We start from the raw sequence: 18,360 nt of genomic DNA on the forward strand, positions 1-18,360 counted from the left end.
GGTCTCCGCTGACGGCCGGCCGCGTTTTCCCGGCCTTCGGCCTTTCTCACCCCGTCCCATGGACCCCGTGAGCCCACCCCCTCCTCCAGCCTCGGCACGCTTCCCGGACACCCCGCCCCCGCCCGGCGGCGAGACGCTCCGCGCGAACGCCGATGAAGCCACGCGGGGGTCTGTCCCACCCCGGCCGCCACACCGCCCCACGGCGGCGACAGGTAGTAACGAGGCGCTGTGGGAACCCAGTTCGGATTCGACCAACCCTTTCCGCCCGACCACAGCGGCCGGCTCGGGCAACCCGACGCGCTCTGCGGGTGGGGTTCCGGGTGAGGCGTTCGACTGGTCGCGCCAGGATTCGGCTGGTTCGGGGGTGCCTTCCGCGCCGGGGGTTCCGCCGCGTGCTGTTGGTGAGGCCTCTGGTGGGTCGTCTGATCGGCTTGGCCATGCTCCGAGCCGTCCGGTAGCGCCTTCCAGCCCCGCCGCTCCGACGCGTCCTGCCGGTGAGGATCTGGGTGAGGCGTTCGACTGGCTGCACGAGGATTCGGTTCGTTCGGCGACGGCTTCCGCTCCGGGTGCCCCGTCGCGTGCCGCAGGCGAGGCTTCTGGTGGGTCGTCAGATCCGCTTGGCCATGTCCCGGGGCGTCCGGTAGCGCCTCCCGGTTCTGTTGCTCCGCCGCGCTCTGCGGGTGCGGTTCCGGGTGAGGCGTTCGACTGGGCGCGTCAGGATCCGGCCGGTTCGGGGATGCCTCCTGCCCCAGGTGTCCCGCCGCGCGCTGCGAGTGAGGGCCCTGGTCAGTCGCCCGACCGGCTTCGCCATGCCCCCGGGTACCCGGCAACGCCCCCCGGCTCCGCAACTCCGCCCGGCCCGGCGGGCGAGGCGCCGCCTCAAGCGTCCGATCGGCGCGTCCAGGACTCTGCTCGCCAGGCGGCTTCTCCCGGCCCGGCGACTCCGCCGCGCCCCGAGGACGAGGCGCCACGTCAGTCGTCCGACCCGCAGGGCTATGTCCCCACACGGCCGGGAATGTCCGCCGGCCCTGCTGCCTCGTCCGGTTCGGGGGCCGAGGCGCCGCGTGAGTCGTCCGACTCGCAGCGGTACATCCCGACCCGTCCGGGGACTTCCGCCGACTCGGGCACCCCGCCGCGCCCTGCGAACGAGGCCCCACATCCGTCCTCCGACCGGCAGCGTCAGGATCCGGCCCGCGCGGCTACGCCTCCTGGCCGGGCCACTCCGCCGCGTCCTGAGGATGACGCCTCGCGTCAGTCGTCCGAACGGCAGCGTTATGTCCCCACGCGTCCGGGAACATCTGCCGGCTCCACTACCCCGCCCGGTTCGACGGCCGAGGTTCCGCCCCAGCCGTCCGACCGCCCGGGCCAGGACTCGAACCGCCAGGCAACGCCTTCCGGTTCGGCGACTGCGCAGCGCCCCGGGGCCGAGCCTCCGCGTCAGCCGTCTGACCGGTTGGGCCGGGACTCGAACAGTCAGGCAACGTCTTCCGGCTCGGCGACTGCGCAGCGCCCCGGGGCCGAGCCTCCGCGCCAGTCGTCTGACCGGTTGGGCCGGGACTCGAACAGTCAGGCAACGTCTTCCGGCTCGGCGACTGCGCAGCGCCCCGGGGCCGAGCCTCCGCGCCAGTCGTCTGACCGGTTGGGCCGGGATTCCGCTCGCTCGGCCACGCCTACCGCGCCGCCGCGTCCCGAAGGCGACGCTCAGCGTCAGCCGTCCGACCAGTTGGGCCAGGACCCGAACCGCTCGGCAACGCCTCCCGCCCCGGCCGCTCCGCCGCGTCCCGAGGCCGAGCTTCCGCGCCCGTCGTCCGACCAGTTGGGCCAGGACCTGAACCGCTCGGCAACGCCTCCCGCGCCGGCCGCTCCGCCGCGTCCTGAGGCCGAGCTTCCGCGCCCGTCGTCCGACCAGTTGGGCCAGGACCTGAACCGCTCGGCAACGCCTCCCGCGCCGGCCGCTCCGCCGCGTCCTGAGGCCGAGCTTCCGCGCCCGTCGTCCGACTGGATGGGCCGGGATTCCGTTCGCTCGGCAATGCCTCCCGCGCCGGTCGCTCCGCCGCGTCCCGAGGCCGAGCTTCCGCGCCACCGGTCCGACCAGTTGGGCCAGAACCTGAACCGCTCGGCAACGCCTCCCACCCCGGCCGCTCCACCGCGCCCCGAGGCCGAGCTTCCGCGCCCGTCGTCCGACTGGATGGGCCAGGATTCTGCTCGCTCGGCAACGCCCTCCGCCCCGGCCGCTCCACCGCGTCCCGACGCCCAGCCTCCGCGCCCGTCGTCCGACCGTCAGCGCTATGTCCCCACGCGCCCCGGAACATCCGCCGGTTCCACCGCCCCGCTCCGCCCCGCAGCAGAGCCCTCGCCCCAGCCGTCCGACCGGCTTCGCCAGGACTCTTCTCGCCCGGCAACACCTCCCGGCCCCGCGACCACCCCGCCCCGCCCGACAACCGAGCCCCCCCACCAGGCACCCGGCCGGCAGAGCCCCACCCCCACGCGCCCTCCAGCTCCCCCTTCCAACCCCGCCCCCGAGCCCTCCTCGGAGTCCACCGATCGGCTGCGGCCGGAAACCCCTTGGCGGGGCGAGTCGTTCACGGATCCCACCGGCGGCGCGCCCAGCCGTGGTGCGTGGTCGCCCTCCGGCGGCAACGCGCCCTACCCCTCCGACACTCGGCCGGCTGACACCTACCCCACGGCAGCCGGTACCGGCTCCTCCGCGCCCGCCGCACCGCGCTCCACCGTTGACGACACCGCCACTTGGTCACCGAGCGCTCCCCGTAACCCAGTTGGGCCCGCCGCCGACAGCACCGACACCCGTGCCTGGTCAGCAACCGTCCCCAGCGCGCCAGTTGGACCCGTAGTCGAGGACGTCACCGCCTGGTCGCCGGCCGCCCCCAGGAGCGCAGCCCCAGCCGACCCCGCCGCCGACGACACCCGCGCCTGGTCAACGGATGCGCCCAGCAAGCCAGTTGGGCCCGCCGCCGACAGCACCGACACCGGAGCCTGGCCAACCACCACCCCCCACACCCCCGCCTGGACCCCCTCAACCCCCGGCACCGCCAACCCCACCCCCGATCCCGCCTTCGCCTGGACCGAGACCGTGAACCCCGGCGAGGGACGCCCGATCGTGTCGTTCGGGGAACCCGAGGGGTACGACGAGCGGGTGCGGCCGCGGCCGTTGGGGGCGCGGATACGGTCCCGGACTGTCGCTGTCGGCGTGTGTGTCGTGCTCGGTCTCGGGCTCATCGGCGGTGCGGTGACCGGGAGTTGGCTGACCGGAGACGACGCGGTGGACAGTGGCGCGACGTCCTTCGCCGCCGCGGGGCAGCTGTGGCACAGCGTGCCTGTCGATCAGCTGTTTCCGCCCACTGTGGAAGGGCAGGGGGCCGGGCCCGGCGGCGCCGACCGTACCTGGACGCGGATCGCCGTCGCCCCGGACACCGGTTGTGCGAACGCCTTTGATCCGCTGCTGCGTGACGTCCTCGCCCCGGTCGGCTGCCAGCGGCTGCTGCGGGCCACCTACACCGACGCCACCCAGAGCTACGTCACCACCGTCGGCATCCTCTTCGCCAAGGGTGACCTCGCCGCGATGACCGCCCTCTCCACCCGGTTCAAGAACGAGAACCTCGGCAACCGGACCGACCTCATGCCCCGCCCGTACGCAGCCAAGGGCACCCTCGCCGCCGCCTTCGGCGACAAGCAGCGGGCCTCCTGGACCGTGTCCGTCCTCACCGACGCCCCCGTCGTCGTCTACGCCGTCTCCGGCTGGGCGGACGGCCGTACGGTCGACGCACCCGAACCCGCCGACAAGGCCGTCACGTCCGGCAGCACCGACGCCCCCGCCCAGGCCGGTCTCGGCAACGAGGCGCAGGGGCTCGCCGACCGCGTGGAGCGGAGCCTGCGCAAGACCGTCGACTCGCCCTCGGGGGCCTCAACGAGCTCGGAGAAGAAGACCTCATGAGCGTCACCGTCCGCCGGGCCGGTCTGCTGAGCGCCCTCCTGGCAGCCTCCCTCGCCCTGGTCCCGTCCACCGTCGCGCACGCCGACGGCATACGCGCCCAGGAATGGGCCCTGGACGCCATGCACACCCAGGAGGCCTGGCAGACCACCAAGGGCAAGGGCATCACCGTCGCCGTCCTGGACACCGGCGTCGAGGCCGACCACCCCGACCTCACCGGCAACGTCCTCGCCGGCAAGGACATGGTCGGCTTCGGGGCCAAGCCGGGCGACCGCGCCTGGGCCCGGCACGGCACCGCCATGGCCGGCATCATCGCCGGCCACGGACACGGCCCCGGCGACACCGACGGCGTCATCGGCATCGCTCCCGAGGCCAAGATCCTCCCCGTCCGCGTGATCCTCGAAGACGGCGACTCCGCCCGCGGCAAGGCCCGCACCACCCGGGGCAACGCCCTTGCGGACGGCATCCGTTGGGCCGCCGACCACGGCGCCGACGTCATCAACCTCTCCCTCGGCGACGACTCCGCCTCCGCACACCCCGAGCCCGCCGAGGACGAGGCCGTGCAGTACGCCCTGAAGAAGGGCGTCGCCGTCGTCGCCTCGGCCGGCAACGGCGGCGAGAAGGGCGACCACGTCTCCTACCCGGCCGCCTACCCGGGCGTGATCGCCGCGACCGCCGTGGACCGCTTCGGCACCCGCGCCTCCTTCTCCACCCGCCGCTGGTACGCCACGGTCAGCGCCCCCGGCGTCAACGTCGTCATCGCCGACCCCGACCACAAGTACTACGAGGGGTGGGGGACCAGCGCCGCGTCCGCCTTCGTGTCAGGGGCCGTCGCGCTCATCAAGGCCGCCCACCCGGGGCTGACCCCGGCCCAGATCAAGAAGCTCCTCGAAGACACCGCCCGCAACCCCCCGGCCGGCGGCCGTGACGACTCCCGCGGCTACGGCTTCATCGACCCCGCCGCCGCCATCAAGGCCGCCGCCGCCCTCAAGCCCACGGGCCTGCGCTCCGCCGCCTACGGCAAGAAGTACTTCGGTTCGGGACCGGACGCCGCCAAGTCCGACAGCGGCACGTCCGACTGGGCGGGCCCCCTCGCGGGCAGCGTCGGCGGAGTCCTCCTCGTCGCGGCGGTCGTCCTGTGGCGCGGCCGGCGCCGCCGCCCCCACGAGGGTTTCTGAACGCGCAAGCGAGCAGGGTCAGTTGGTCGCGGACGCCGAAGCCGCCGTAGACGAATCGCTGTTCCGACCGAATGCCGCGACCCCCGCCTTCGCCGCCGCCTCGATCAGGGAGATGCCCTTGGTCTGGGTCGTGCTGCCCTTCGACAGGACGGCCACCAGGTACGCGTCGCCGTCCTCGCCGGTCACCCGGCCGATGCTGTTGACGTCCCACAGACCGGTCGTGCTGCGCGCCAACCAGCCGTTCTTCAGCGCCCACTTGGAGCCGTCGGCCGCGGCCGACACCCCCCACTGCTGGTCGGCCTCTATCTCCGTCATCAGCCCCTGGACGTACGACCGCGACGCCGAGCTCAGCTTCGAGTCGTCCCCGAACACCTGCTGGAGCAGGGTGAGTTGATCGGCGGCCGTCGTCTGGGTCAGGCCCCACAGCGCACCGTCGCCACCCGTGGTGCCGGTCAGCCCGAACGTCTTGTTCGCCGTGTCGAGCCCGCCCGCCTTGCCGATGAGGTCCCACAGGGTCGTCGCGGAGTCGTTGTCGCTGTTCTGGATCATCGTGGTGGCGTACGACTTCTCGGCCGCCGTCAGCTGCCGGCCCGCGTCCTGCGCCTGGAGCAGCAACGTCGCCAGGATGTCGACCTTGACGATGCTCGCCGTGTCGAAGGCGGCGCTGCCGTACGTCGCGCTCTCGCCGGAGGTCAGGTCGAGCACCGCCACCGACACCTTCTGGTCGCCGGCCGGAGTCACCGCCGTCATCGCCTTGGCCAGCAGCGCGTCGTAGTCGACCGTCGGCCGCGTCACAGGTTCCACCGTCGCCTCCCGGCTGCCCGACGCCGAGGCGGACGGCGCCGCCGACGACGATACGACGGCGGAGTGCGCGTGTGCCTTCACGTACACGGTTCCCCCCGCCGTAGCGCCCACGACGGCCACGGCGGCGAGGGCGATGTAGGGGAGCGGACGGCGCCGGGAGGAACGCGCGCGGTGGTTTCGGCGGGCGGCTCTGGAAGACTCCATGCCCGCGATGCTGCTGGCGGCGGCTGTGCGACACGTGAGTTGAAAGTTAGATGTCTGTCAACTGCGGCTGAGAAACGTGTGAAAGCTGTGTCCTCCGCATTTCAGGACCCGCACAAGCCCTGCAGCATCCCCCCGATAGGGTCGGTCACCGTGGTGAACAAGAACATTCCCGACTCCGGCTACTCCGACGACGACGGCACGGCCGACCCCGCACTGAGCGCGGCCCTCGCCGCCTGGGCCGAGGACCGCACCGCCGTGGGCCCCGTCCTGGCGGCCCTCAAGGGCGCCCGGCTGCTCGTGCCCGTGGTGGCCGTCCTCGGCGAGGTCGAGGAGGACGAGAACGGACTGCGCCGCGAGAAGACCAGCGACATGGCCGTGCCCACCCTGAAGGCCGGCGGCCGGACCGCGCTGCCCGCCTTCACGTCCACCGACACGCTGGCCCGCTGGGACCCGGCGGCCCGACCCGTGGCCGTACCCCTGCACCAGGCCCTCCAGGCCGCCGTGCACGAGAAGGCGGACACGATCGTGCTGGACCTGGCCGGGCCCGTGCCGTACGAACTGAGCGGGTCCGCGCTGCTCGCCGTCGCGGAGGGGCGGACGACCGCCGACCCGCTCACCGACCCGGCGGTGGTGGACGCGGTACGGACCGCCGTCGCCGCCGAGCCCGCCGTACTCCGTGCGCACCTCGGGCCGGGGCAGGCCGACGGCACCCTCGCGCTCGTGCTCGACCCGGCCGCGCCCGCCGCCGAGGCCGCCCGCGCGGTGGCCCGGCGCCTCGCCGCCGACGAGACGCTGAGGGCCCGCCTGGTGCGCGGCCTCGACCTGGCACTGCTGCCGGCCGGGGCGACGCCTCCGGGCGAGCCCTTGTACGTACGTACGGGGTGAGCCGCTAGTGCTGGATTCCTCATTCCCTGGGTATAAGTCCTGGTGGCGGGGTGGTTCGGGTGCTCGGGGGCGGGTGCTGGACGGTGGTGTTACGGGCACGGCCAAGCCGTGATCAGGATGAGCGGGCAGTGGTGCGTCGGCTGTCGCGGGCCCGCAAGGCGCCGCGGGATGTGGTGATGCGGGCACGGATGGTGGAGTTGAGCTGGGCAGGGCTGCGGGTGCCGGCGATCGCGGGCGAGGTGGGCTGCGGCCAGAAGACGGTGCGGCGTTGGCTTCACCGCTTCAACCGCTTAGGGCTGGAGGGGCTGGAGGACCTGGGTGGGCAGGGCCGCAAGCGGCGGATCACCGAGGCCGAGCGGTCCCGGATCATCGCCCTGGTCAAACAGGTGCCGCCGGGCCGGCTGGAGGTGCAGCCCGGCGGGGATCTGTGGGCGGCCGACGAGTCAGGGCCGGCCGAGTGGACGCTGGACTCCCTGGCCGCCCAGGCCCGGCAGTTGGGTATCGAGGTCGGCCGTTCCCAGGTGCGCAGGATCCTGATCGCTGAGGGTGTGCGCTGGCGGCGTACCCGTTCCTGGACCCGCTCGAAGGACCCGGACTTCGCGGGAAAAGGACGCGGATCATCGGCCTCTACACCCAGCCGCCCGACGGCGCGACGGTCCTCTGCGCCGACGAACTGGGGCCAGTGATCCCGCGCACTTTCGCGCCCGCGCCGGGCTGGTCACCGGACGGGCACCGCATTAAGTCCGAGCTCGACTACAGCCGCGGGCCCGAGAAGACCTGGGTCTACGGGGCCTTACGCGTCCGGGACGGCCAGCAAATCACCATGGCCGCATCCTCCCGCAACAGCGTCTTCTACCAGCAGTTCCTGCAACTGGTAGAAGACGCCAACCCGACGGGTGAGATCTGGATCGTCACCGACAACCTCTCCTCCCACAACAGCCTGTCCACCCGGACCTGGCTGGAGGACCACCCCCGGATCCACCACGCGTTCATCCCGGTCGGTGCCTGCTGGCTGAACCTGCAGGAAGGCTGGTGGCGGATCTTCCGCAAGACCGCCCTGGCCGGACGGTCCTTCGCCAACCCCGACGACATCACCCAGGCCACCGCCGTGGCCACCCGGCAACTCAACGCCCGAGCCCGCCCCTGGATCTGGGGCCGGCCGACCCCGCCCACCCGCCAACTACGACGCCGATATGTGTACATCCAATGAGGAATCCAGCACTAGTAGTGCTTCGTTAGGTTCTTCTTCTGGTGAGGGGTCTGCCGCAGGTGGTGCAGGTGCCGTCCCAGCAGCGCAGCAAGTCCTGTAGCGCGTCGAGGACTTGGTAGAGGGTCAGGCCGGCGTGTGGGCTTTTGGGTTGAGCCGCCGGAGGGTGAGGAAGGCCTGTGCGGCGGTGACGAGGGTGACGTGGTGGTGCCAGCCGCGCCAGGTGCGGCCCTCGAAGTGGTCCAGGCCCAGGCCGTGTTTGAGTTCGCGGTAGTCGTGCTCGATGCGCCAGCGCATCTTGGCGAAGCGCACCAGGTCGGCCGTGGGGGTGGTGGCGGGCAGGTTGCTCATCCAGTAGCCGGTGGGCTCGTCGGCTCCTGCGGGCTGTTCGACCAGCAGGGTCCGCAGCGGCAGCACGCCGTCCCACCGGCTGCGCCCGCCGGCGTGTTCCTGCGCGGTGCGGGTGGCTTCCTTGCCCGAGGGCCGCACCTCCAGCACCGCAAGGCGTGAGGTCATTGAGCCCTTGCTGCCCTGGCGCCAGGTGACGGTTTCGAAGAGGGTGCCCGGATCGACCAGGTGTCGCAGGGGACGGGCCGGCTCGCGGTAGCGGGGCAGCGTGGGCGGGCCCAGGCCCCGGTAGGGCGGCAGATACGGCTCGACACGAGCCGGGCGGGCGATCTCCTTCGGGTCGACGGCCATGACGTAGGACCAGCCGTGTTCCTCCAGGGCCAGGCGGAAGGAGACACTGCGGCCATATCCGCAGTCGGCCACGATCACCGGCACCGTCCCCAGCCAGCCGGCCAGCCTCTCCAGCAGCCCCAGCGCCAGACGCGACTTGGTCACATGCCCGACCTCGGCGGGCACGCCCGCGGCCTGCCGCCGCCGCAGGTCGTGCGCCCACTCCTCGGGCAGGAACAGTTCCCACTCCAGCGGGCAGGACGCACGATCGGTGGCCGCGTGCACGCTGACGGCGACCTGGCAGTTGGCCCGCTTGCCCAGCGCCCCGCAGTACTGCCGGGCCACCCCCACCGAGGCCCGCCCGCACTTGGGAAACGACACATCGTCGATGACCCACACCTCGGGCCTGACCACCTCGACCAGCCTCTCGGCGATCCGCCGCCGCACCGGTGTCCACTGCCACGGCGACTGGTTGACGAACTGCTGCAGGGCCTGCATGTTCCCGTCCGGCAGTCGCTGGGCCATCGGCTGGATCGACTTGCGCCGGCCATCGAGCATCAGCCCGCGCAGATAGCACTCGCCCCTGGCCCGCTGGTCCCTGCGCGGCACCGAGGCGAACACATCGGCCACGAACAGCCCCAACGCGGCCCGTAGTCGGTTCACTTCATGCGTGTCCACACACCCAACATGCTCTTGATCAGCGACAACGCCTAGACCTAACGAAGCACTACTAGGACCTGTCCGGCGGATCATGCCGCAGACGCGGGGTCTGGCACGCCCTCCCCCACTGTCCTAAAGACGTGGGGGGACCCCCAGCGGCGTTGTCGTCGGTCGTCGACGTCCCCCAGCCTTCGGCCGGGAGGTGCCCCCACCGCGTCGACTCCCTCCTCCGCCTTGCAGCTGGACGCACCAGACCCCGCTCACCGGCGCTGATCAGGCACTGTCACTTTCCTGCGACCTGATCCGCCGGACAGGCCCTAGCCGTAGATCGGGCCCGTGTACTTCTCGCCCGGGCCCTGGCCCGGCTCGTCGCGGACGAGGGACGCCTCGCGGAAGGCCAGTTGGAGGGACTTCAGGCCGTCGCGCAGCGGGGCCGCGTGGAACGAGCTGATCTCGGTCGCGCTCGCGTCCAGCAGGCCGGCCAGGGCGGTGACCAGCTTGCGGGCCTCGTCCAGGTCCTTGTACTTGTCGCCCTCCTCGGTCAGCCCCAGCTTCACGGCGGCGGCGCTCATCAGATTCACGGCGACCGTCACGATCACCTCGACCGCCGGGACCTCCGCGATGTCGCGGGCCATGGCGTCGAAGTCGGGGACGTCAACATCGGGGGACTCGGGAGGCGTGTCACTCATGCCCCACACGATAGGGCCCGGTGTACGGCGGTTCGCACCACCCCCGGGGAGCTGCTAACCTTGTGTGATGACCGGCCAGGTACTGTGGTGCCCGGCCAACAAGTGGAGGCTCCGATCTCCCACCTGACTGTCCTCACGGACGGCGGGTCACCCCGGTCAGGCGGTCACCATCGTTCCGTACGGACGATGGAGTCGCCCGAAAGCGCGCCCCGCGATCATCGCGGCGGTGCTCCGGCAGTGTTTTGGAGCCCCGTCTTGTGATCGTCCGGGGCATTTTTTGTGTTCCGGCGCGGTTAGGTCTGTCTACCGAAGACAAACGCGGCCGTCCGCCAGATGGCCGTGTGGTGCTAACCGAGGAGGATCCATCAGCACCGAGCCCCGTATCAACGACCGGATTCGCGTTCCCGAAGTGCGACTTGTCGGTCCGAGCGGCGAGCAGGTCGGAATTGTTCCGCTTGCCAAGGCCCTTGAGCTTGCGCAGGAGTACGACCTGGACCTGGTCGAGGTTGCGGCGAGTGCACGTCCGCCGGTCTGCAAGCTCATGGACTACGGGAAGTTCAAGTACGAGTCGGCCATGAAGGCCCGTGAGGCGCGCAAGAACCAGGCGCACACGGTCATCAAGGAGATGAAGCTCCGGCCGAAGATCGACCCGCACGACTATGACACCAAGAAGGGTCACGTCGTCCGGTTCCTGAAGCAGGGCGACAAGGTCAAGATCACGATCATGTTCCGTGGTCGCGAGCAGTCCCGGCCGGAGCTCGGCTACCGACTGCTGCAGCGTCTCGCCACGGACGTCGAGGACCTCGGGTTCATCGAGTCGAACCCGAAGCAGGACGGCCGAAACATGATCATGGTTCTCGGCCCCCACAAGAAGAAGACCGAGGCGATGGCCGAGGCCCGTGAGGCCCAGGCGGTCCGCAAGGCGGAGGCGAAGGCCAACCCGGGCAAGTCGCAGAACGCCGCGGAGTCCGAGTTCGACGACGAGGACAGCGTCAACGAGGAGATCGTTGACGAGGGCGACGTCACCGAGGTCGAGACCGTCGAGGCCCCGGCCGAGGCTCGCGCCGACGCCTGATCCCCGGACGCCAGTCCAGGGATGTAACCGATACAAGAGCGACGCTCCACCTGTGCCCGGTTTCACGACCGGGCACCGGAGCGCCACCGACGAGGAGATACGGCGCTATGCCGAAGAACAAGTCGCACAGCGGTGCCAGCAAGCGCTTCAAGATCACGGGCTCCGGCAAGGTGCTCCGCGAGCGTGCCGGCAAGCGCCACCTGCTTGAGCACAAGTCGTCCCGCGTGACGCGCCGCCTCACCGGCAACGCCGAGATGGCCCCGGGCGACGCCAAGAAGATCAAGAAGCTTCTCGGCAAGTGACGTACGCGGCGCTCCGGTTGAGCGCCGTACGTCTGGACCGGGACCCCATCGATTCCGGGCTGTGTGAGTCCAACCACGGCCCCGCTGCAAGGAGTTAAACAAGTGGCACGCGTCAAGCGGGCAGTCAACGCCCACAAGAAGCGCCGGGCGATCCTCGAAGCCGCCTCCGGCTACCGCGGTCAGCGTTCGCGTCTGTACCGCAAGGCCAAGGAGCAGGTCACCCACTCGCTGGTCTACAACTACAACGACCGCAAGAAGCGCAAGGGCGACTTCCGTCGGCTGTGGATCCAGCGCATCAACGCCGCTGCCCGCGCCAACGGCATCACGTACAACCGCTTCATCCAGGGTCTGAACGCGGCGAACATCGAGGTCGACCGCAAGATCCTCGCGGAGCTGGCTGTCAACGACGCCGGTGCGTTCGCCGCGCTGGTCGAGGTTGCGCAGAAGGCTCTGCCGAGCGACGTCAACGCGCCCAAGGCTGCGTGACGCCGCGCCGGCTTGAGCGGTGACTTGAGGGACCCGCAGGTTTTTGCCTGCGGGTCCTTTGTTGCTGGCCGGACCCGGTTCGTTGTCGGGTGCGGGTTCGTTGTGGCTGGTCGCGCAGTTCCCCGCGCCCCTGAGGGGATTGCGGTTGGCCTGAGATTTGAAGGTGAAGCAGAGCATGTCCCCCGACCTCATCTCCCCTCGTTCCTCCCGCGTTTCCGCCGCCCGGCGGCTTGCCAAGCGGAACTTCCGGAGCAAGGAGCGGCTGTTTCTGGCCGAGGGGCCGCAGGCCGTGCGGGAGGCGGCGGGGTACAAGGACACGCTCGTCGAGTTGTTCGCGACTGTTGATGCCGCGGAGCGGTACGCCGACATCGTCGGCGAAGCCCGTGACGCCGGTGCCCGCGTGCACCTCGCGGATGAGCAGGTCATCGCCGACATCTCGACGACCGTGACCCCGCAGGGGCTGGTCGGGGTCTGTCGATTCCTCGACACTCCGTTCGAGGAGATCCTCCGTAGCCGCCCCAAGCTCGTCGCCGTGCTTGCCAATGTGCGGGATCCCGGGAACGCCGGCACCGTTCTGCGGTGCGCGGATGCCGCCGGGGCCGAGGCCGTCGTACTGACCGATGCTTCTGTGGATCTGTACAACCCCAAGGCCGTACGGGCCTCCGTGGGGTCTCTGTTCCATCTGCCCGTCGCTGTCGGGGTGCCCGTCGAGCAGGCCGTGGCCGGGCTCAAGGGGATCGGGGTGCGGATTCTCGCCGCCGACGGGGCCGGGACCGACGACCTCGACGACGAGCTGGACCAGGGGACCATGGGCGGGCCCACCGCCTGGGTGTTCGGGAACGAGGCGTGGGGGCTTCCGGAGGAGACCCGGGTGCTCGCGGACGCCGTTGTGCGGGTTCCGATCCACGGGAAGGCCGAGAGCCTGAACCTCGCCACCGCCGCCGCCGTATGTCTGTATGCGTCGGCGCGTGCACAGCGCGCCTCCGGAGGGTGCCGCTCTGTCACCGGCAGCTAGTAGGGTGACCAGCTCGGGGGCCACCTGCGCCGTATGAGAAGAGGTGGGGTACGGGGATGACTGTCGGCACGAGCAGCGCGCCGGGAGCACGGGGTGTGCCCCGGCCGTCCGAGGCCCGGCACGACGACCTCGGCATCGACCCCGACGAACTGGCCGACGGCCTGGTCATCGCCGACGAGCACGGTCATGTCGTCTGCTTCAACGCCGCCGCCGAGCGCATCACCTCCGTCGCCGCCTCCGACGCCCTCGGGCAACGGCTGGAGAAGGCCCTTCCGTTGGAGGATCTGGAGGGGCGCCGCTGGTGGCAACTGACCGATCCCTACGGCGGGTTGGCCATCCGGGTGCGGCAGCCCGAGCGGAACCTGTTGCTGCCGGGCGGGCATGAAGTCCTCGTCACGGCACGCTATGTCCGCGCGGAACCCCTCGGCCCGGTCCGCCGGGTCGTCGTCTCTCTCCGGGACACCGAGGCCCGGCGCCGTACCGAGCGCAGTCATGCCGAGCTGATCGCCACCGTCGCGCACGAGCTGCGTTCTCCGCTCACCTCCGTCAAGGGGTTCACCGCGACCCTGCTCGCCAAGTGGGAGCGTTTCACCGACGACCAGAAGCGGCTGATGCTGGAGACCGTCGACGCCGACGCCAACCGCGTCACCCGGCTCATCGCCGAGCTGCTCGACATCTCCCGCATCGACTCGGGGCGGCTGGAGCTGCGCCGCCAGCCCGTCGACATGGGAGCCGCCGTCGGCCGTCACATCCAGGCGTACGTCGCCGCCGGCCAGACCGCCGACCGGTTCCTGCTCCGCGTCGAGCAGCCGCTGCCCGACCTGTGGGCCGACCCCGACAAGGTCGACCAGGTGCTGAGCAACCTGCTGGAAAATGCGGTGCGGCACGGCGAGGGAACCGTCACTATCGACGTCACGGCCTCGGCCTCCCCCCGGGAAGGGGAGGAGACCGGCACATCGGTGACGGTGAGCGACGAGGGCCCAGGCATCCCGGAGGAGTCCATGAACCGCGTCTTCACCCGCTTCTGGCGGGGCAGCAAGCGCGGTGGCACCGGTCTCGGGCTGTACATCGTCAAGGGCATCGTCGAGGCCCACGGCGGCACCATCACGGTCGGCCGCGCCCCGGGCGGTGGCGCCGAGTTCCGATTTATGTTGCCCGTGGGCACCCCGGCGTATCTGCAGTAGCCCTGCCGCAGCCGCCGACGAGGCCCCACGGGCGATGTCACCTGCCTCACCCCCGTTAGACTCGGCCTTTGGCACCTTTGCGTCCCCGTTTCAGGGACGACGACGCGTCCCCCGAGTCGAGTCGGGACGGGGACCATCCGCCAGCCAACCGGAAGCACGGGAAGAGATGTCGGCACCGAATAAGTCGTACGACCCTGTAGAGGTCGAGGCCTTGAAACCGGAAGAGATCGAGCGCATGCGGGACGAGGCGCTCGCCGCCTTCGCCGCCGCCGGTGACCTCGACGCGCTCCAGGAGGCCAAGGTCGCCCATTCCGGCGGCACCTCCCCGCTCGCCCTCGCCAACCGCGAGATCGGCGCGCTGCCCCCGCAGGCCAAGGCCGCGGCCGGCAAGCTCGTCGGCCAGGCCCGGGGCGCGGTGAACAAGGCCCTCGCCGCCCGCCAGACCGAGCTGGAGGCCGACCGCGACGCCCGCGTCCTGGTCGAGGAGGCGGTGGACGTCACGCTGCCGTACGACCGCGTCCCGGCCGGCGCCCGGCACCCGCTCACCACGTTCATGGAGCGCGTCGCCGACGTCTTCGTGTCCATGGGGTACGAGGTCGCCGAGGGCCCCGAGGTCGAGGCGGAGTGGTTCAACTTCGACGCCCTGAACTTCACCCCGGACCACCCGGCCCGGCAGATGCAGGACACCTTCTTCGTCCAGGGCCCGAAGGGGACCGAAGGCGACGAGTCCGGTGTCGTGCTGCGCACGCACACGTCGCCCGTGCAGGCCCGCGCCATGCTGGACCGCGAGCCGCCGGTCTACATCGTGTGCCCCGGCCGCGTGTACCGCACGGACGAGCTGGACGCCACGCACACCCCGGTCTTCCACCAGATCGAACTCCTCGCCATCGACGAGGGCCTCACCATGGCCGACCTCAAGGGCACCCTCGACCACATGGTCCAGGCGCTCTTCGGCGCGGAGATGAAGACCCGGCTGCGCCCGAACTACTTCCCCTTCACCGAGCCGTCCGCCGAGATGGACATGCTCTGCTACGTCTGCAGGGGCGAGTCCGTCGGCAACCCCGACCGCCCCTGCCGCACCTGCTCCTCCGAGGGCTGGATCGAGCTGGGCGGCTGCGGCATGGTCAACCCGCGCGTCCTCGTGGCCTGCGGTGTGGACCCGGAGAAGTACAGCGGATTCGCCTTCGGGTTCGGCATCGAGCGGATGCTGATGTTCCGCCACAACGTCGAAGACATGCGAGACATCGTCGAGGGCGACGTCCGGTTCACCCGGCCGTTCGGGATGGAGATCTGATGCGCGTCCCGCTTTCTTGGCTGCGGGAGTACGTCGACCTGCCGGCGACGGAGACCGGCCGCGACGTCCAGGCCAAGCTCATTTCCGTCGGCCTTGAGGTAGAGACCGTCGAGCAGGTCGGCGACGGCATCAAGGGCCCGCTCGTCGTCGGCAAGGTCCTCACGATCGAGGAGCTGGAGGGCTTCAAGAAGCCCATCCGCTTCTGCACGGTCGACGTCGGCCGGGCTGGGGGCATCGGCTCTGGGGGAGGCACCGGTGAGCCCCAGGAGATCGTCTGCGGCGCCCGCAACTTCGCCGTCGGCGACAAGGTCGTCGTGGTCCTCCCGGGCGCGGTCCTGCCCGGCGACTTCGCGATCGCCGCGCGCAAGACGTACGGCAAGACCTCGCACGGCATGATCTGCTCCGGCGACGAGCTGGGCATGGGCGACGACGGCTCGCACGGCATCATCGTGCTGCCGCCCGAGCACGAGGTCGGCACCGACGCGATCGAGCTGCTCCAGCTCGTCGACGAGGTCCTCGACATCGCCGTCACCCCCGACCGCGGCTACGCCCTGTCGATCCGCGGTGTCGCCCGCGAGACCGCCACCGCCTACGGTCTCCCGCTGCGCGACCCGGCGCTGCTGGACGTCCCGCAGCCGAACGCCTTCGGCTACCCGGTCCAGGTCTCCGACCCGATGGGCTGCGACCGCTTCACCGCCCGCACGGTCACCGGCCTCGACCCCGAGGCCCGCTCCCCGCTCTGGCTCACGCGCCGCCTCCAGAAGGCGGGCATGCGCCCGATCTCGCTCGCCGTCGACATCACCAACTACGTGATGCTGGAACTGGGCCAGCCCCTGCACGCCTACGACCGCTCCCGCGTCCAGGGACCGATCGGCGTGCGCCGGGCCGAGCCGGGCGAGAAGCTCACCACCCTCGACGGCGCCAAGCGCACGCTGGACGCCGAGGACCTGGTGATCACCGACGACCGCGGCCCCATCGGCCTCGCGGGTGTCATGGGCGGTGCCAACACCGAGATCGACGACACCGAGGGCACCACCACCGAGGTCGTCGTCGAGGCCGCGCACTTCGACGCGCTCTCCATCTCGCGTACGGCCCGCCGCCACAAGCTGGCCTCCGAGGCGTCCAAGCGCTTCGAGCGCGGCGTCGACCCGCAGGCCGCGTCGGCGGCAGCCCAGCGCACGGTGGACCTCCTGGTCCTCCTCGCCGGCGGCACGGCGGACGCGGGCGTCACCGAGGTCATCGCGCCCTCGGCCCCGCACACCATCACGATCCCGGCGGACCATCCGGACAAGGTGGCGGGTGTCGCCTACGGCCGCGAGACCGTCGTACGGCGTCTCCAGCAGGTCGGCTGCGACGTGTACGGGCAGGACGAGCTGATCGTCACCGTCCCGTCCTGGCGCCCCGACCTCACGGACCCGAACGACCTGGCCGAAGAGGTCATCCGCCTGGAGGGCTACGAGAACCTGCCCTCCACGCTCCCCAAGCCCCCCGCGGGCCGGGGCCTCACCGACCGCCAGCGCCTCCACCGCCGCATCGGCCGCGCGCTGGCCGGTGCCGGTTACGTCGAGGCGCCGAACTACCCCTTCGTCGGCGAGCACGTCTTCGACCAGTTCGGCCTGGCCGCCGACGACCCGAACCGCAAGGTCGTCAAGCTGGTCAACCCGCTCTCGGACGAGGAGCCCGCGCTGCGCACGACGCTGCTGCCGGGCCTGCTCGGTGCGCTGCGCCGGAACGACGGTCGGGGCTCGCACGACCTCGCGCTGTTCGAGACCGGGCTGGTCTTCCACCCGCGCGAAGAGCTGAAGATCGCGGTACGGCTGCCTGTCGACCGGCGTCCCACCGACGAGGAGATCGCTTCTCTCACCGAGGCGCTGCCCGTTCAGCCCCGGCATGCCGCGGTCGTCCTCGCGGGCGCGCGTGAGCAGGCCGGGTGGTGGGGCAAGGGGCGTCCGTCCGACTGGGCCGACGCGGTCGAGGCGGCGCGGGTGCTGGCGCGGGAGGCCGGGACCGAACTCGTTGTGCGGGGTGGGCAGTACGGGCCCTGGCACCCTGGTCGCTGCGCGGAACTCGCGGTTGTCGTCGAGGGTGTTGAGCAAGTCATCGGTTACGCCGGGGAGTTGCACCCTGGTGTGCTGAAGACGCTGGGGCTTCCTGCGCGTACCAGTGCGATGGAACTCGACCTGGATGTCCTTGAGTTGGCGTCTTCGGGGGTTCCCAAGGGGCCGAAGATCTCCACGTTCCCTGTTGCCACGCAGGATGTCGCGCTCGTTGTCGATGTGGCTGTGCCGCATGCGGGTGTGGAGGCCGCGTTGCGGGAGGGTGCGGGTGAACTGCTGGAGTCGATCCGGTTGTTCGACGTCTATGAGAACGCGGCGCAGTTGGGTGAGGGGAAGAAGTCGCTCGCCTATGCGTTGCGGTTCCGGGCGGCTGATCGGACGTTGACTGTCGATGAGGCGTCGGCTGCTCGGGATGCGGCGGTGGCGTTGGCCGGGTCGCGGGTTGGAGCTGTGCTTCGCGGCTGAGACTCGGCCAAGGGGTGGGGAGCTGCTGTTGTTTGCCGGCTGCGGGCTCGTTGTGGCTGGTCGCGCAGTTCCCCGCGCCCCTTGAGGGCATCACTGTGGGCCTGTATTCGTCGCCTCACTCATTCGGGTGAGAAGTTCGGGTGATGTGGCCCGATCGGGGCATGTGGTCGACAGAATCGGACCGGCCTTTCGGGGCCGGTCCGATTGCGCTGTCGGGGCCTATTTGGG

General features: G+C 70.9%; 14 protein-coding genes and 1 pseudogene. 12 read left to right on the forward strand and 3 right to left on the reverse strand.

All coding sequences use genetic code 11. From position 1 onward, the window contains the following. Nucleotides 1-3,118 precede the first annotated feature (3,118 nt). Nucleotides 3,119-3,952, forward strand: coding sequence for a hypothetical protein (locus OG226_RS38670; RefSeq protein ID WP_329351495.1), 834 nt, complete (start codon nt 3,119-3,121; stop codon nt 3,950-3,952). Beyond that, nucleotides 3,949-5,127, forward strand: coding sequence for a type VII secretion-associated serine protease mycosin (mycP, locus tag OG226_RS38675; RefSeq protein WP_328684413.1), 1,179 nt, complete (start codon nt 3,949-3,951; stop codon nt 5,125-5,127). Before OG226_RS38670 ends, mycP begins: the two co-directional genes overlap by 4 nt. Before the next feature lie 18 nt (nt 5,128-5,145). Here the strand turns inward: mycP and OG226_RS38680 are convergent, their stop codons facing one another. Then, nucleotides 5,146-6,135: a serine hydrolase gene (locus OG226_RS38680; protein ID WP_329351497.1), complete on the reverse strand. Its 990-nt coding sequence runs from the start codon at nt 6,133-6,135 to the stop codon at nt 5,146-5,148. Nucleotides 6,136-6,285: 150 nt separating this feature from the next. On the opposite strand from OG226_RS38680, the gene OG226_RS38685 reads away from it, so the two are divergent. The 3 genes from OG226_RS38685 (at nt 6,286) to OG226_RS38695 (ending at nt 8,230) form a co-directional block, all read left to right on the forward strand. Next, nucleotides 6,286-7,020, forward strand: a complete 735-nt coding sequence (locus OG226_RS38685) for an SseB family protein (protein WP_328684415.1) — start codon at nt 6,286-6,288, stop codon at nt 7,018-7,020. 128 nt (nt 7,021-7,148) lie between these two features. Further along, nucleotides 7,149-7,706 (forward strand): helix-turn-helix domain-containing protein, encoded by a 558-nt coding sequence (locus OG226_RS38690; protein ID WP_329351499.1) that lies wholly within the window; start codon nt 7,149-7,151, stop codon nt 7,704-7,706. Next, nucleotides 7,694-8,230, forward strand: a complete 537-nt coding sequence (locus OG226_RS38695; RefSeq protein ID WP_329353645.1) for a transposase — start codon at nt 7,694-7,696, stop codon at nt 8,228-8,230. Before OG226_RS38690 ends, OG226_RS38695 begins: the two co-directional genes overlap by 13 nt. Before the next feature lie 123 nt (nt 8,231-8,353). Here OG226_RS38695 and OG226_RS38700 read toward each other — a convergent pair whose 3' ends face one another. Both OG226_RS38700 and OG226_RS38705 read right to left on the reverse strand, forming a co-directional pair. Then, the gene (locus OG226_RS38700; protein WP_329351500.1) at nt 8,354-9,583 is read right to left on the reverse strand and encodes an IS701 family transposase; all 1,230 of its coding nucleotides are present in this window, start codon (nt 9,581-9,583) and stop codon (nt 8,354-8,356) included. Between the two features lie 299 nt (nt 9,584-9,882). Further along, entirely contained in the window at nt 9,883-10,254 is a 372-nt protein-coding gene (locus OG226_RS38705; RefSeq protein WP_328684416.1) for a DUF1844 domain-containing protein, read from the reverse strand. A gap of 339 nt (nt 10,255-10,593) precedes the next feature. On the opposite strand from OG226_RS38705, the pseudogene infC reads away from it, so the two are divergent. The 7 genes and pseudogenes from infC (at nt 10,594) to pheT (ending at nt 18,132) form a co-directional block, all read left to right on the forward strand. Beyond that, nucleotides 10,594-11,329: pseudogene (gene infC / locus OG226_RS38710) on the forward strand (translation initiation factor IF-3). A 107-nt stretch (nt 11,330-11,436) separates the two neighbouring features. After that, nucleotides 11,437-11,631 (forward strand): 50S ribosomal protein L35, encoded by a 195-nt coding sequence (gene rpmI, locus OG226_RS38715; RefSeq protein ID WP_019065473.1) that lies wholly within the window; start codon nt 11,437-11,439, stop codon nt 11,629-11,631. 102 nt (nt 11,632-11,733) lie between these two features. After that, nucleotides 11,734-12,117, forward strand: a complete 384-nt coding sequence (gene rplT / locus OG226_RS38720; protein WP_019066261.1) for a 50S ribosomal protein L20 — start codon at nt 11,734-11,736, stop codon at nt 12,115-12,117. A 175-nt stretch (nt 12,118-12,292) separates the two neighbouring features. Then, nucleotides 12,293-13,132, forward strand: coding sequence for a TrmH family RNA methyltransferase (locus tag OG226_RS38725; protein ID WP_328684417.1), 840 nt, complete (start codon nt 12,293-12,295; stop codon nt 13,130-13,132). 56 nt (nt 13,133-13,188) lie between these two features. After that, on the forward strand, nt 13,189-14,316 hold the full coding sequence (locus OG226_RS38730) for a sensor histidine kinase (RefSeq protein ID WP_327405327.1): 1,128 nt from the start codon (nt 13,189-13,191) through the stop codon (nt 14,314-14,316). Between the two features lie 166 nt (nt 14,317-14,482). After that, nucleotides 14,483-15,610, forward strand: coding sequence for a phenylalanine--tRNA ligase subunit alpha (gene pheS, locus OG226_RS38735; protein ID WP_328684419.1), 1,128 nt, complete (start codon nt 14,483-14,485; stop codon nt 15,608-15,610). Continuing rightward, nucleotides 15,610-18,132 (forward strand): phenylalanine--tRNA ligase subunit beta, encoded by a 2,523-nt coding sequence (gene pheT / locus OG226_RS38740; protein ID WP_328684420.1) that lies wholly within the window; start codon nt 15,610-15,612, stop codon nt 18,130-18,132. Before pheS ends, pheT begins: the two co-directional genes overlap by 1 nt. The last annotated feature ends 228 nt before the right edge of the window (nt 18,133-18,360 follow it).

The organism is Streptomyces sp. NBC_01261, from assembly GCF_036226385.1.
In the GTDB taxonomy this organism is placed as follows: domain Bacteria; phylum Actinomycetota; class Actinomycetes; order Streptomycetales; family Streptomycetaceae; genus Streptomyces.